At 33.8% G+C, this 13,277-nt stretch carries 19 protein-coding genes; 10 read left to right on the top strand and 9 right to left on the bottom strand.

Going from position 1 to position 13,277, the window contains the following annotated elements; genetic code table 11:
- Positions 1-106 precede the first annotated feature (106 nt).
- From DSM106972_RS13005 to DSM106972_RS12975, 7 genes are all read right to left on the bottom strand, one after another.
- A complete protein-coding gene (locus tag DSM106972_RS13005; protein WP_127081105.1) occupies positions 107-619 on the bottom strand; it encodes a hypothetical protein in 513 nt (170 codons plus the stop codon).
- Positions 592-1,116, bottom strand: a complete 525-nt coding sequence (locus tag DSM106972_RS13000; RefSeq protein WP_127081104.1) for a hypothetical protein — start codon at positions 1,114-1,116, stop codon at positions 592-594. The genes DSM106972_RS13005 and DSM106972_RS13000 overlap by 28 nt, the downstream gene beginning before the upstream one ends.
- Entirely contained in the window at positions 1,085-1,369 is a 285-nt protein-coding gene (locus DSM106972_RS53385; protein ID WP_127081103.1) for a hypothetical protein, read from the bottom strand. The genes DSM106972_RS13000 and DSM106972_RS53385 overlap by 32 nt, the downstream gene beginning before the upstream one ends.
- 490 nt (positions 1,370-1,859) lie before the next feature.
- Entirely contained in the window at positions 1,860-2,585 is a 726-nt protein-coding gene (locus DSM106972_RS12990) for a hypothetical protein (RefSeq protein WP_127081102.1), read from the bottom strand.
- A gap of 2 nt (positions 2,586-2,587) precedes the next feature.
- On the bottom strand, positions 2,588-2,941 hold the full coding sequence (locus DSM106972_RS12985) for a hypothetical protein (RefSeq protein ID WP_127081101.1): 354 nt from the start codon (positions 2,939-2,941) through the stop codon (positions 2,588-2,590).
- Positions 2,910-3,167 carry a hypothetical protein gene (locus DSM106972_RS12980; RefSeq protein WP_127081100.1) on the bottom strand — a complete coding sequence of 86 codons (258 nt, stop codon included), beginning with the start codon at positions 3,165-3,167 and terminating at the stop codon, positions 2,910-2,912. Before DSM106972_RS12980 ends, DSM106972_RS12985 begins: the two co-directional genes overlap by 32 nt.
- Before the next feature lie 3 nt (positions 3,168-3,170).
- Positions 3,171-3,782 carry a hypothetical protein gene (locus DSM106972_RS12975; RefSeq protein WP_127081099.1) on the bottom strand — a complete coding sequence of 204 codons (612 nt, stop codon included), beginning with the start codon at positions 3,780-3,782 and terminating at the stop codon, positions 3,171-3,173.
- A 231-nt stretch (positions 3,783-4,013) separates the two neighbouring features.
- On the opposite strand from DSM106972_RS12975, the gene DSM106972_RS12970 reads away from it, so the two are divergent.
- The 9 genes from DSM106972_RS12970 to DSM106972_RS53380 all read left to right on the top strand — a co-directional run bounded on the left by DSM106972_RS12970 (position 4,014) and on the right by DSM106972_RS53380 (position 10,873).
- Positions 4,014-4,517, top strand: coding sequence for a hypothetical protein (locus tag DSM106972_RS12970; protein ID WP_127081098.1), 504 nt, complete (start codon positions 4,014-4,016; stop codon positions 4,515-4,517).
- A gap of 1 nt (position 4,518) precedes the next feature.
- Positions 4,519-5,325, top strand: coding sequence for a hypothetical protein (locus DSM106972_RS12965; protein ID WP_127081097.1), 807 nt, complete (start codon positions 4,519-4,521; stop codon positions 5,323-5,325).
- 39 nt (positions 5,326-5,364) lie between these two features.
- Complete coding sequence (locus DSM106972_RS12960; protein WP_127081096.1) at positions 5,365-5,715, top strand: hypothetical protein; 351 nt, start codon at positions 5,365-5,367, stop codon at positions 5,713-5,715.
- Positions 5,716-5,800: 85 nt separating this feature from the next.
- Positions 5,801-6,841: a hypothetical protein gene (locus DSM106972_RS12955; protein ID WP_127081095.1), complete on the top strand. Its 1,041-nt coding sequence runs from the start codon at positions 5,801-5,803 to the stop codon at positions 6,839-6,841.
- Positions 6,838-7,014, top strand: a complete 177-nt coding sequence (locus DSM106972_RS52180; RefSeq protein ID WP_170213573.1) for a hypothetical protein — start codon at positions 6,838-6,840, stop codon at positions 7,012-7,014. The genes DSM106972_RS12955 and DSM106972_RS52180 overlap by 4 nt, the downstream gene beginning before the upstream one ends.
- A 144-nt stretch (positions 7,015-7,158) precedes the next feature.
- Complete coding sequence (locus DSM106972_RS12950) at positions 7,159-9,189, top strand: hypothetical protein (RefSeq protein ID WP_127081094.1); 2,031 nt, start codon at positions 7,159-7,161, stop codon at positions 9,187-9,189.
- Positions 9,182-9,481, top strand: coding sequence for a hypothetical protein (locus tag DSM106972_RS12945; protein ID WP_127081093.1), 300 nt, complete (start codon positions 9,182-9,184; stop codon positions 9,479-9,481). Before DSM106972_RS12950 ends, DSM106972_RS12945 begins: the two co-directional genes overlap by 8 nt.
- Positions 9,481-10,587 carry a hypothetical protein gene (locus DSM106972_RS12940; RefSeq protein ID WP_127081092.1) on the top strand — a complete coding sequence of 369 codons (1,107 nt, stop codon included), beginning with the start codon at positions 9,481-9,483 and terminating at the stop codon, positions 10,585-10,587. The genes DSM106972_RS12945 and DSM106972_RS12940 overlap by 1 nt, the downstream gene beginning before the upstream one ends.
- A gap of 76 nt (positions 10,588-10,663) precedes the next feature.
- The gene (locus DSM106972_RS53380) at positions 10,664-10,873 is read left to right on the top strand and encodes a hypothetical protein (RefSeq protein WP_127081091.1); all 210 of its coding nucleotides are present in this window, start codon (positions 10,664-10,666) and stop codon (positions 10,871-10,873) included.
- Here DSM106972_RS53380 and DSM106972_RS12930 read toward each other — a convergent pair.
- Positions 10,844-11,371, bottom strand: a complete 528-nt coding sequence (locus DSM106972_RS12930) for an N-acetylmuramoyl-L-alanine amidase (protein WP_127081090.1) — start codon at positions 11,369-11,371, stop codon at positions 10,844-10,846. The genes DSM106972_RS53380 and DSM106972_RS12930 overlap by 30 nt on opposite strands.
- A gap of 44 nt (positions 11,372-11,415) precedes the next feature.
- On the opposite strand from DSM106972_RS12930, the gene DSM106972_RS12925 reads away from it, so the two are divergent.
- A complete protein-coding gene (locus tag DSM106972_RS12925) occupies positions 11,416-11,670 on the top strand; it encodes a hypothetical protein (RefSeq protein WP_127081089.1) in 255 nt (84 codons plus the stop codon).
- A gap of 225 nt (positions 11,671-11,895) precedes the next feature.
- On the opposite strand, the gene DSM106972_RS12920 is transcribed toward DSM106972_RS12925, so the two are convergent.
- Positions 11,896-13,277: tyrosine-type recombinase/integrase (locus DSM106972_RS12920; protein WP_233787885.1), on the bottom strand; the 1,382-nt coding region annotated here is incomplete at its 5' end.

Genomic DNA, 13,277 nt, shown 5'->3' with positions numbered 1-13,277 from the left:
CCATTCCTTAAATCAAACTGATGCAATGCTTTTGTTTGATTAAATTTTTCGTTCAATCTTTCTTGAATTGATTGCTTAGGCATTGTTTTTAGTCTCCTTTAATTGATTAAGTTGGTGGATAAAGCATTACACATTCGTAATGCTCTGATATTTTAGCGTGAGCCAAAAAATTAATAGTTTCACTTAACGTTAATGCTGCAATTGAATGGTTAAATTGCTTACCAACAAATACAGTATCAAGAAAATGAATACCTTGGTAAGAAAAAACTAGCGAAGCTTTTTTACCGGTGTGTTTATCAACAAACAACGTGTAATCTACATCGTTCATACTTTGAACTTGCGTTGTAAATCCAACAGGAAAAGCTGACATCATTCTTTCATGTGGCATAAAACCACCATCAAATGATAAAGGCAGCACTCGGATACATGCGTTATCTACATCAAAAAAAATGTAGTGTTTAGTTTTCGCATATTCCATCATTGTCCCCCTTTTTTTCTGCCAGCCAGTCATTATTTGTTTTAATGTGATACCCGGCTCTTTCAATGGAAACAATGTTATTAACGTAAAATCCATTAAGTCTTGAATTGTTATTATGTCGTTACTTTTTGTTTGTTCCAAAATAAAACCTCGCTAATTTTTGATAGTGGCTGCACTTTTATTGTTGTGCCTGGTATATTCCACTCACCCGAATACGATGAACCAATTATGTACAAGTTACTAAAAATGTCAGGGTGGAACATTTCTAGTATTCGTAGAGTTTTACAAAATCCTTCTTTTGCTAAGTTATCAACTAACCACTTACCTTTAGCTTCAATGTAAAAAGAAGTGTTGCCAACATTAACCTTAAAATCTATATCCCATGTCCACTTTTTAAATGGTGGCTTCGCTGGTAAAACGTTAATTACATGTTGACGTTCTATTGCTTTTTGGGGAAATAAATTCAAAAGCTCATTGTAAACTTTAAACTCTAACATGCTATCCCAGTATTCACATTGAGATATACGGGATACTGGTACATCTTTTTTTAGGTAATAGCGTTCACCTAATTTAGGGTCAAACCAAAATGATAAGTTATCAATTGGTTTACTGTACTTTGCTCTGCTTAATGTATTCATCCCATGCAAGTTTCGTTAATGTTTCTAATTGGTCGTATGAGGTAATCGACAGCTTCTTGATTACCTTGTTAATTATCCAAAAGCAAACATACTCAATATCAAAATGTACTGCTTTTGCTGTTTTCTCTTTATCATATTCGCCCCTTAAGTGTGTAGTCGAATATGTTGTATACCCATTAGGCATAAGCATATTAGGGTGAAGGTTAAAAGAAAGAGAATTTCTTTTAAAATCTTTCCAAGAATGTGTTGACATTTTTTGAATTTTGTATTACTACTTTGAAGTTTTTTAGCAATAGGTAAGGTAAGCAGGTATTTATAAAAATAGATGGCATCAATGATGCCATCAATCATGGCATCTATTTTTTTATCTACATGCACACCCAAGCTATCCCCATTAGTCAGTAGTTAATATGTACTAATAAGTACATATTACTACTTTCTCATTCAATCAACCACGTATTGCTACATTCGTTATTTTTTGTAAAATTTCTAGCTCCCATCTGCATTAATTTGTAAAGAAAAAATAACTTTATCTCAGTAGGTAGAATGAAAGCAATATTAATAGATAAAGCCACAACGCTTACTGGGTAAAGCTTTTGACTCGTCAATCCCTCTGTAGAATCAACTTTTGTAACTGTATAAAAAAAAACAACGGTCGCAACTGTTTGTTACATAACTTTACAAATTATTAACTATCAGTGTAGATGTACTAACGCATCTATTACATAACTATATCGCTATATTTACTGATTACCTTCTTCATCACCACGGCGCAAAGCTTCTGCTATAACCGCGTCACAATCTGCTGGTTTTTTATCCACCCATAAAGCCACTCTTCTGGTTTGAGTTCTTTTATAGGTACCACTCATGGTAGTCCGAGCGTTCATAATATGTTCTCGATTGCTTTCAATGATTATTTTTTCTGAGTTCAAAATACTGAAATAAGCGGGATACATCTGGGTAGCTTCTTTGTATAGTCCCTGGTCAGATGCTCTTACCCCTTCTTTTTTTTCTTCAGTAATAGATAATGTCTTTATTTTCGCGTTAGATAAAGTCAATAGTTCTAATAATCTTTTTTCTGCTATCTCGCCACTAGCACCATAAATACTCATTTCTCTACCATTGTTTAAATTAGCTCTTGCTTTAAATCTTCCCCACTGATAACCATTAGCACCACCAGCCGCATTTTTAATTGCTTCCCACTTTAAAGCACCATGTTTAACATCTGGAATATTGTAAATAGCTTTAATAATTTTGTCTTGCTTTTTACTAAAGAAAGGTGGTTCTTTTTTAGAAAAATAAGTAATGCACAACTTAGTCGTCAAAGGATTTGCTCTAACATATTCAGGCACAGGCATTGCAACAATATCACCTATATCTCTATTTTCAATCATTTGAAAAATGCCAATGAGTAATGTAATCACTGGCTTTAAAGTTTCTTCTGTTCCCGACAAAATAATTTCTTCCATAGTTACCACTGAAAATTAATTTCTACATTCCATATTAACTCTTCTCGTGGTTTCCAGTAGTTCTTTTTTGTATAAGAAAATTGCCTAACCTCTACATACAGGTCAAGCAATTGTAATTTATCGGGGACTAAAATTATTTGGTTTATTTGATTAGGATATAACTTTTGAAAACCTACTAACCCTTCAAACTTAGGGGAATAATACCTTAACCCGCCATAGCTTCTAAGATTACTATCGTTATTCCAATCATTCCAATTAGTGCTATAAATTAACTGTATTTCTCTTGGTTCATTTAACTGAACACTTAATCTATTCCAAGTTTTATCAGGCGTTATAAACCCCGCAGGTATCCACATAATCAAACATATCTAATTCTTCTTCTTCATTATCTTCCATAGCCACATCATATTCACCATCATTTAAATATTCTTGTAATCTTTTATAACTCACTGGTTCAACCATTCCAGTTTCTATGTTTTTAATCCAAGAATAATTACCCGTCAACTCATGCCTAAACTGCATAAATAATGACGGGTAATTTAAAGTTTCTTGGTACTCATAATCACCCGGCAGTATTATCATTATTTATGCCCAACCTACTGGTTTGTTATCTTCTTTCGTATAATCCACAAAAGTAGATATAACTCTTGTTCGACCATTTACAACACTTCTTTTACGCGCGCGCTTAGGCTTGCTATTTTTGCTAGTAACTCCAAATATCATTTGTAGTGGTTGGTCATTCGCTGGATTAAAAGTTTGAATACCTAACGCTGTTCTTTCGGCTTCGGTAATTGCGTTGTATTGCCATAACGGCATCCTCCACGCAAATAAGTAACTACCAACAGAACCAGAAGATATTTTAGCTTCCACAAAACAAATTCTTGCAAAAGTTGTATTACCTAAAGTCATGATTTTAATGGGCTTTATTTCCCAACCATCAGCCCTAGCAGTTGCAATGCTTCCAGCGGCAATAAAACTTTGTTCATAACCTTTACTATTTGTACCAAAAAACTTTTTGGCTGTAGCTGGCTTAGGTGAGTTAATCCCAAAAATAGTACTAGCTAAGTTTGAAGCATCAACAGCAGTGTGCCCTAATGCTGTACTAGTTGCTTCTGACACGTCAGTATTAAAACCGTGTAGTACATCAGCATCACCCGGACATGGTACCGCAACCTGTCGTCTATCTCCGTAAGGCATAAGTAATAAAACCTCTGTAAATGTGTACTATAGCCAACTTAACTACACCTTACTTAATTTGACAAGAGGTAAATTCTGGTGACAACCCTAGGGTTATAGTCTTTTTTATTTTTTTTGACTAGCTAAGTTTTTTTTGAGCATACGTTGCTACCGTTAAAAACTTTTAACCACTGTTGCCAGGGATAAAGCTACTAGTTAGTTTATAAATACTGATAAAGAAGAGTGCTAAACATGACAGTAGTAACACCTGGTAGTGGCGCCACGCTAAAAGCAAGCAAAGCCGAAAGTCAATTGTTAGAGTTATTGACCTACATTAAGTTAATGGAATTACAGCCAAGTAAAAACCCTGATAACAGAACCAACATAAGTATTAGCTATAACTTAGGTACTCAGTTGGCTAACATGACTTTTAGTATTGATGCTACGCCAGAAATTAATAGTTTAGGTCAAATGGTAAGTGTAGCTAAACCATATTTACAAAACACTGGTTTTACTGCTGGTAGTGGTGGAACGTTTGTTAGCTCTACACCCGAAGCATATTTATTAGAGTTACTATCATTTATTCAAATTAAAGAAAGTGATTCTACAAAAAATACAAACAATGATAATAATGTAGCTTTTACTTACGACGTTGATAGAAGCTTATTTAGTGGCACTGTTACTTTGCCAATTGAAACATCATTGCAAGACGACGGTACTGTAAAAGTAATGGCTAAGGAATACTTGAGAGACTAATATGCAATCAGCAAATATTGTTAAAACTATTAATGTCAAAATAAATTCTGGCAATGGCAATGAAGTTATTTCATTATTTGACAATTCATTAAATGCTTTTAGCGACGTAATAGCTAAATCAGCTTTTGTTAAAAACTTAAAAGCATTTAGTAAAATCAGTAGTTTACCAGCAGTTAGACTCCCTAACTTTAGGCTAGAAGATAGTGAATCTGAAAAACTATATAAAGCATTAGATATAGAATTTGGTTCACCTAGGAAGCAATTAGATATATTTATTGGCAGTGCTAATGATTGGTCACAAATAGGAAGTATTAGTTTACTTAATCCTTCTGGCTATCCTTATAGGATGTATAACTTATTGGATTTTGCAACAGATGGATTAGCAGCAGAATTAGAAGATGGTAAAAGTATAGGTGTTCAAATAATTGATGTTGGCTATGGGGGATTACAAGGTAATGACACAATAACTATTCACGGTAGTGTTACTCAAGAATACGTAATACCTGAAAAAAAAAATAAAGTAGCTTGTAGTCCTATTAATAAAACAATTACAATTGCTTCTCAAATTGTTGTATCTGAAAATGAAGACAGGCAATACGTATTGTTGCAAAATGAAGGTAGTCAGCCTATAACTGTAAGTTTTGGTGTTTTAGATTTTAATTATTTAGAGGGAGTGGTTATTAAACCTAACGGACATTATGAATTTACTACTAAAGATTTTCCTTTCTTCGGTAACATTTATGCTATTGCTGATATTGATAACAGCAGTCAGTTGGTAGGAACCGAATGTAATTACGTTTTAGGCTAAAGGCAATACAATAGAAATGTAGTTTACAAGTACAAGAATATGGGAATTTATAATCCAATTAATTTTACGCAACCAAACACCGCAGCACAAATTGATGTAATTGCAGAAGGTGAGACAATCAACATGCAAATTACGACAACTAAAGGAATACTTTTAACATCTACAGAATCAAGAGGTAAATTAATCATTTGGAATACAGGAAATGAAGACGCACTTTTGTATTTTGGAAATGCAACAGATGCAGCTATGAAAATATTACCTAATGGATATTTCATTGATGAATACCCAGCGTCTATCGGTGCAATTAGTGCAAAAACTAATAATGATACTACGGTTTTAACTGTGACTCAATTCGCTAGATTTGTACTTAACGCGACCCCTATAGCTTAAGTTTACGCATTAAAGTAATTATTAATTACTTTAGTTACTTTAATGCATTTAAATAACATTAAATTTAATTAATTAAACAAATTGTATGGAATTAGTAAATTTTGACTCAAAGCAAGAGTTTGTAACAAAGTGGAGAGATGATTTTAGCGGTAATTTATTGTCTGACGATTGGGAAGTGGTGCAGTTAGGTACTAATCAATCTATTAATGTAAACAATTCAGAATTACGTTTAAGGAGTGGTATTACAGCTAATGCACAAACAATTATTAGAACTAAAAAAACTTTTACCATTCCGTGTAGAGTATTTTTTATTTATTATTTAACTCAAAGAATAGTTAACCAATCTTTTGTTTTAGAAATAGTAGATAGTAGTGGAACTAATTATGCTAGGTGTGTCTTTAATGGAACTTCTAACACTGCTGCAATTGGGCAATTAGCTAATAACTCTATTGCTGGCACTGATTCATCAATGATAATGCCAGGGTCTAACAGTTATTCAATGCTGGAAATAGATTTATCAATTGATGAATTGAAATTCATGACAAAATCTGTTGACGTGTCAGCAGTTAGGGATATAAGGACAGCAAGAAATAGGAAATTACCCGACCCAAACTTAAAATATTATATTCAAATAAGAGTAGTAAATAACTCAACACCTCCAGCTAGTAGCACAGATTTGTTTTTAGATAGCGTATTGTATCAGTTTTGTGACTTGATAAATGTTGATGTTAGCACGTCAAAAGCTAGCTTAACTCCAAGCGAGTCATTACCTGTAATTATTACGAGTACAGCAAATGTTTCTGGTAGCGTTAGCATTGGCGATGCAGGTCAGAGCGTATTAGTCACTTCTATAAATCTTGCAGCTAACGCTATTTTTACGGGTAGCTCTAATAGCGCTAATGGGAGAAACAATTTAACCGTTACTGTAGTTACTAGTTCACCAGGAACTCTTTATGTTGACCAAAGTATTAATAGTAGTACTTGGGTGCAATATTCTGGCAAAGATTGTGTAGCAGGTGTTAATACTTTTAACATTCCTTTAGATATTTCGTCGTACAGAATAAGGTATGTAAACGGAAGTACAGCACAAACTAGTTTCGCAATTTACACAAAGACAAAAATATGAATATTAATCCTTACGCGAGATTGATTGAGTATCAAAATTTGGCTGAAGATTTTAAAATGCCTTATCAAGTACATGGGAGGTTAGATAAAGAAATAATGCTGGAAAAGTACATGAAACTTACCAACAAACCCACGCATATGCTTGAAGTTAGGTATATATACCCAGGATGGTAAAAAGTTGAGGGGTAACTCAAGGGGTGGGAGGTATTTATAAAAATAGATGCCATGATTGTTGCCATCATTGTTGGCATCTTTTTTTATAACTATATGCACCCCCTACTTATGTAAATTAACTATTGACTATTAAGAGATTTTTATATGGTAAGACGTGGATACAGAGAGCCAAATCCGTTTAATCCGTCAGGTAATATATTTCCTAAGCTACCCAATCCACCGCCGTTACCCGGCAATCCTGTTACTCGGTTTGAATTTAATCAAACTGAAGAACTTTTTGATGATATCGTAAGCGCTAGTGTGGATGTTAAAGAAGACAAATGCAACATTATTGTTAATGTTTCTGCATATTCTTCAATGCACGCTTATTCTCCACAATTAACTTATATTTATCGAAAACCAGAATGTGATTTACCACCACCTAAGCAACCATTGCCTATTTACGAATATGAAACACCCGCTTTTGTACCACTTAGTTGTGATGTTTTTGGAGTAATGTTAATATTTACAAAATATTATTTAAGTTATGAAGATGGTGTTGGACATAGATTTTCTGGTGGAATTAATTGTTTAGCTAGAGACGAAAGAAAAATAACATTATTAAAATTTGACTATTCATTGTTTGAAAAAGGTTTAGAGCCATTAGGGACTATTGATATAGATGGAAATGATATTGAATATTATTACTATGTTGAAATTTATATAGATTTATTATATAGAAGAAATACTGAATGGATGACTAGTTTTAGAATAGGAAGCGCAGGAGATTACGAAAGACTAGGAGATATTCATAAAGCTAATGGTTGGGATGTTTCTGATGATTGGCAAAATAAACCGAATGCTATTTGGACATATGAAGCTAAAGTAACAAGAAAATGTTATTATGGTTCGCTTGGTAGGTTAATTGCTTTTTTTGATGATAATTTTAAAATTGGAGTTGACAATTACGTTCCTTTTATTAAAATTATTGGACAAGGTGAGTCTGACACAATTAGAAGAGACAACAAAAATTACCAAAGAGTTAATAAAGACACTACCAGTACATACACACGTGTTGAACCCCTTAACTCAGAACAAATGAAAATTTTATCTGAATATGGCGATAGAAGTCTTAAGCTTACCGACAAAGGTAGCGATATATATGGTAATTATTTTATTTATGAAGGTAGCTATCTAAGAATTGATGCACTAGAAACCTCTTTTGAGTGCAAACCTTTTAATATGCCTGATGCGGATAGACCGCCTTACAAATATCAACCACCACCACCACCACCTATGACATGTAATTGCTGTCCAAACATTCAAAACAATGATGCTTTATTACGTTTAATTCTTAAGCGTATTGGCATACCTGAGCCTGTAGTAATTTTTGATGAGGACATGGATAGGTCAGGCGACCAAAAAGCCACTAAATTACCTATGACTTTATTTGAGGGAAGTAAATTAAATGTAGAAAGAACTGAAATAACTAACAGATTAATAGGTATTGAAAATTACCCTATTAAAGCCCCTAGAAGCATTATTGAGGATTACAAAACTATATTTCCTCAAGATATTGTTTCATTATTTGAGTTTGCTTATGAGAATCCAGAGATTGAACTTAAATCATTAACTGAGTTTTTGAATTGGCAAGTAGAGCAAGAATCAGCAACTATGGGTCAATGGTATCAACTTATTGAGTACGAAACCAAAGACAAAGACGGGCAAATTAAAAAGGAGAGAGTAGAACTTGTTAACGTAGCTGAAACGTTAAAAGAAATAATTATTCTGTTAGGAGGGGTAAATAAAAACCTAACTTTCTTGGATGATTTATTGATTAGAAATATAACTGAAACAATAGGAGCTAAAACAAATGCAATTAGAGCAGCTTACATCGCAGAAGATATACAAGATTATTTGGATTACCCAACTACTGAAAAGTCAGTTAGCGTGCCAATTTCGGTTAGTTTACCTGATAAGAATTTATCACTTGCAGAGAATGAAGACCTCAAGCGATTCTTAAAAATGAGCGTTGGTAAAATAACTTATCAAGATTGGAGTGGCAAACAATCGTTGCATGATTTATTGCTTGATTTATTACAAGCAGCTTCAACTATTAGGGGTGCAATGAGTGAATCGGGCGAAGAGTTAGCACATTATTTTCAATTCGAGGACGGAGTAAGTATAGATGAGTAAGTTACCAGATATAGCTACAACAACAGCAAGAGTTAAAGGCAGCATTGAAAAAAGCTTGCACGTGTCTGATGTTATTAATGGTAAAAAAACATTAGGTGGAAGCTTAGGCAAGCGTTACGCCAAAGCGGCACAAGAAGCAAATACTAGAGAGTTTGACCAATTCTGTAAAGACGTAGATTTTTTAATTAAAAACTACACGAAAGATGGTAAAACCTTTGGTATCACAATTGATAGGTTACGTACATCAGTAGCAAGTTTAAGGAATCAACAAGGGCAAGGGGGTAAAAAATAATGCCATTAGCAATAACAATTAAAAAAGATGAAATGAGGGGTGCAAAAGAAAAAGTAAGAAATAATTTACGGATAGGAGCTTTGTCTAAAGACCAGCAATGGATTGTTAATACAGCTAAAGGAATGTATGACGATTGGTTTAACGGTGTTCAAACATTGCAAGGCATGGGTCAAGAATGGGTTAAAGAGTATAAAGAAGATTTAAAAGCAATTGGAGTTAATAACGTTGGCGATTTTGCTAAATGGGTAGGGCTAAATATCGCGGGTGCGGCAGTAGCAGTATTTAGTGGAAATTTGATAGGAATGTTAGTTGGTGGTGCAGTTGGTGCATTAGGTACTTTTGCAGCTAGTACTATCGGTTTCATGACTGCCATTACTTTACAGCCAGTAGTTACCCCAATACTTCAATCAGCAATACAAGCTACTGGGCAAGTATTAAATTTCAACATAATGCAGACTGATGAGGAATTGTGGAAACAAGTAGAGGAAAAAGTAAACGGTTTATATGGTTTATTAGGAACTACAGTTGGTAGTGCTATGGGTTGGTTGGTATGTGGTGCCTTACCTAATAGCGTTGCTTTCAGATTTAACCCTGCGGTAGCCGCCGCTATTGCACAAGATTTAAACCCAGATGCTAGAGCAGAAATGTATGGTTATGTGGCGCAAATTATTAGGTTAACTTCTCAAACTGTTCTAAATTCTGAGTTAGTTAATAGATTTACTAGCTTGAGAAGAGAGTTAAAGCGCGACCCAAATAGTGATTTTGCAAAGTACGTGAGAAGTGTGATAGGTGAAGAGAATTTCAAAAAGTGGGGTGATGCTAATCAAAAACCTTGGACTATTAAAAAGAATGTAATTGATGCCGAAATTGATAAAGAACAAGACCCCAACTGGAAACGTTTTTACCAAAATTCTTTAGAAGGGTTTACCGATGCTTGTATCGAAGCTAGCTTTATTATTGCTAATAATTTAGACACTTATATTGCTGCACAAAAAATAGCTCGAAGTTCTACGTTAGGTAGGGTGCAAGCAGTAAGAATAAGATTAGGTGGGCAAGTGCAAGCTGCATTAAACAATGACCAGGGTAGGAGTTTTAGACCTGCATAATTACGTAACTTTACTCATTTATATATAGATATATATCTATATAATGTATGTAAATGCGTGAAGGTACTTAATTAAAATGGTTACTATTTATGAAGTATTGTTATTGCTTGAATTAACCAATGCAATATTAATATCGATATTAATGTTAACAGGGAAAGTAAGGGCGGAAGAGTTAAAAAACGTGCGTAATATTTCTATGGAAAATAACCGTATTGTCAAAAGAATAAACAATACGGTTAATTCATCAGAAAATCAATCAAATATCCAAAGCAAAAAAATTGATTAATCCATCTATTATTGCTTCTACCGTTTCTCTTGTTTTATAGATACTCATATCTAATTGTGAATCTATAAAGCAAACTTCTATTAAAATTGCTGGCATTTGAGTATTACGAAGTACGTGTAAGTGACTACCGTTTTTAACACCTCGATTAACATATCCTAGCTTGACAATATCGGATAAAACACACTTTGCAAGTCGTTTTCCATCTTGAGATATAGCGAATACTTCACTACCGTTAGCACGTTTGTTAAAAGCATTAAAGTGAAGACTGATATAATAATCAGCTTTAATTCTATTTGCATTAATAACTCTTAGATTTAATGATTCACGAATTGTAGATGCTCTGTCTGGTGTAACATTAATTGCTTGAATAGATTTTATTTTATTTAATTCTGAAATTAATAATAAACCTAGTTCTTTAGTTAATTTACATTCGTGCTTTATTCCTATGGCGCCTGTATCTGGTGGACAATTATGACCTATATCAATTGCAAGTTTCATGAGTTATACTCTAGTAGTACATACACATTATAAGGGAAAGATTAATGGCTATTCAGAATGAAAAAGCACAAGAGTTTATTAACTTGGCTTTTGAATATATTGTCTATTTAAAGAATGAATTATCTACTGTTGCTGCAAGTGATAAAGCTAAGGATGAGGTTATTATTCAGAAGGATAACGAAGCTTTACAGATGCGTCAATTGTTTGATGAGTATGTAGCGAACGATATGAATGAAGACAACGCGCTAGTTAGTTTGTTTGATATTGCCAAACAAGAGTTAGAAGCTAAGAAAGTGTAAGGTTACGCGGATTGTGGGTAGATGGTTTTAGGGGTGATATGATGTCACCCCTATTTTTTTGTGTATAAGTGAAACTTATGAATGAAGGGGTAAATATGAGGGAAGTAAAGAGGTAGCGAGTAGCTATAAAAAAAGATGACATCATTGATGCCATCAATCATGGCATCTTTTTTTTTATATAACAACCCTCCCTACATAAAGGCTAGAATGCTGATTCCCTCGTTACTAGCTCTGTTTTTTTTCTTTTAATTCCTCCAATTGTTTTTGCATCTCAGCTAGCTGTTTTTTCAAAATATCAACTTCCGATAAGGTTTGATTATGGTTTGCTGGTAGCTCTGGATTCGCTTGCATTGCATAAGTACTCACATCTCGGTAGTGCTTACGACTTACAGCGTCGCTATGTTCGCACCATGCATTGACTATCTCCGGTTCCCGTCCTAAGTCGAATATCTGATGAGTGACAAAGGTGTGGCGACATTTGTAAAAAGAAAAATGTTGCTTAAGTTTACCTTGCTTGATTAAATCAGAAATTATTCCCTTCATTCTTGCTTTTATGTGCCCGTACCATAAATAGTTGACGTTGTTACTAGAAACAACTTTTCCCGTTCTAGTCTTAAAAACTACCTCACCCGGTTCACCTTCTGGTAACTCTTTTAGCAGATTCCACAGTTCACCATTTTTAGGCATAGGGAATATTCTTTCAGTATTATTCTTAGTATTTTTGAATTTTCTAATACTACTAGCGTAACTACGACGGATGACAATACATTCTCTATCCCACCAAATGTCACCCCACCATAAACCAAATGCCTCACCCGGTCGGCAACCTGTAAGGAATCTGAAACTAACAATGTGATACCAATGCGCTATACCTACTCGATTTTTGATGTAATCTCTAATAATTAATGATTCATTCCATGTGTAGCACTTAGTCTTATCAAGTACATCTGTATCATCTTCTATATCATTTTCTTGTGAGTGAGTTTTGTCATTATCTTTAAAGTCAATATCTTTGTGTAAATTGAAAAAAGGATTGTGAGTTATTGAATTTTGCTGTATAGCCAGTTGATAAGCCTTGTCTACAATAGATAAAACTCTTTTAGTTGTATTAGCATTAACATTATCTACTAACCAGTTATGAATCTTGATAGCATCATCACCTACGGTTTTTATAGCTTGCTGTAACGTTTTTAAGTACTCACCTCTATACCTAACTACGTAAGTTGTTTCTTTTAACTTACCTTTTTTATACTCACAATACATATCATATATATCTAGAGTAGAAATTGAAGTAGTTGGTAATGAAGAACTAACTATACCAACAAAGTTGGTATTTTCTAATTTTTTAACTTTTTTATTTATTCCATATTTCTCTAAAGTCTCATCAAAACAACTATCTTCTAAGTCAAATTGAATTTTTTGAGCTATCTTATCTGCTCTAGCTTTATTGAACTCGTTATCTTCCATGTTGAGTGCATACCTTGGTTGTTGTCCATTCTCAAAGTATTGCCGTGGTAGCCTAACGCTTAACCTACCATTTGCTACGTATACCTGTACTCTGCCCTTTTTGCCCTTGTTATCGCTAGATTGCATAATGCTCAAACCTT

Source organism: Dulcicalothrix desertica PCC 7102, from assembly GCF_003991905.1.
Classification (GTDB): Bacteria; Cyanobacteriota; Cyanobacteriia; order Cyanobacteriales; family Nostocaceae; genus Dulcicalothrix; species Dulcicalothrix desertica.
This window is presented reverse-complemented; position numbering and strand designations above follow the sequence as displayed.

What these genes read in the sequence shown, in the direction of transcription:
- DSM106972_RS12980 (WP_127081100.1), bottom strand. Translation starts at nt 3,167, where the DNA reads ATGATAATACTGCCGGGTGATTATGAGTACCAAGAAACTTTAAATTAC.
- DSM106972_RS52180 (WP_170213573.1), top strand. Translation starts at nt 6,838, where the DNA reads ATGAATATTAATCCTTACGCGAGATTGATTGAGTATCAAAATTTGGCT.
- DSM106972_RS12940 (WP_127081092.1), top strand. Translation starts at nt 9,481, where the DNA reads ATGCCATTAGCAATAACAATTAAAAAAGATGAAATGAGGGGTGCAAAA.
- DSM106972_RS12985 (WP_127081101.1), bottom strand. Translation starts at nt 2,941, where the DNA reads ATGTGGATACCTGCGGGGTTTATAACGCCTGATAAAACTTGGAATAGA.
- DSM106972_RS12930 (WP_127081090.1), bottom strand. Translation starts at nt 11,371, where the DNA reads ATGAAACTTGCAATTGATATAGGTCATAATTGTCCACCAGATACAGGC.
- DSM106972_RS12965 (WP_127081097.1), top strand. Translation starts at nt 4,519, where the DNA reads ATGCAATCAGCAAATATTGTTAAAACTATTAATGTCAAAATAAATTCT.
- DSM106972_RS12960 (WP_127081096.1), top strand. Translation starts at nt 5,365, where the DNA reads ATGGGAATTTATAATCCAATTAATTTTACGCAACCAAACACCGCAGCA.
- DSM106972_RS12990 (WP_127081102.1), bottom strand. Translation starts at nt 2,585, where the DNA reads ATGGAAGAAATTATTTTGTCGGGAACAGAAGAAACTTTAAAGCCAGTG.
- DSM106972_RS53385 (WP_127081103.1), bottom strand. Translation starts at nt 1,369, where the DNA reads ATGTCAACACATTCTTGGAAAGATTTTAAAAGAAATTCTCTTTCTTTT.
- DSM106972_RS12970 (WP_127081098.1), top strand. Translation starts at nt 4,014, where the DNA reads ATGACAGTAGTAACACCTGGTAGTGGCGCCACGCTAAAAGCAAGCAAA.
- DSM106972_RS12925 (WP_127081089.1), top strand. Translation starts at nt 11,416, where the DNA reads ATGGCTATTCAGAATGAAAAAGCACAAGAGTTTATTAACTTGGCTTTT.
- DSM106972_RS12945 (WP_127081093.1), top strand. Translation starts at nt 9,182, where the DNA reads ATGAGTAAGTTACCAGATATAGCTACAACAACAGCAAGAGTTAAAGGC.
- DSM106972_RS13000 (WP_127081104.1), bottom strand. Translation starts at nt 1,116, where the DNA reads ATGAATACATTAAGCAGAGCAAAGTACAGTAAACCAATTGATAACTTA.
- DSM106972_RS53380 (WP_127081091.1), top strand. Translation starts at nt 10,664, where the DNA reads ATGGTTACTATTTATGAAGTATTGTTATTGCTTGAATTAACCAATGCA.
- DSM106972_RS12955 (WP_127081095.1), top strand. Translation starts at nt 5,801, where the DNA reads ATGGAATTAGTAAATTTTGACTCAAAGCAAGAGTTTGTAACAAAGTGG.
- DSM106972_RS12950 (WP_127081094.1), top strand. Translation starts at nt 7,159, where the DNA reads ATGGTAAGACGTGGATACAGAGAGCCAAATCCGTTTAATCCGTCAGGT.
- DSM106972_RS12975 (WP_127081099.1), bottom strand. Translation starts at nt 3,782, where the DNA reads ATGCCTTACGGAGATAGACGACAGGTTGCGGTACCATGTCCGGGTGAT.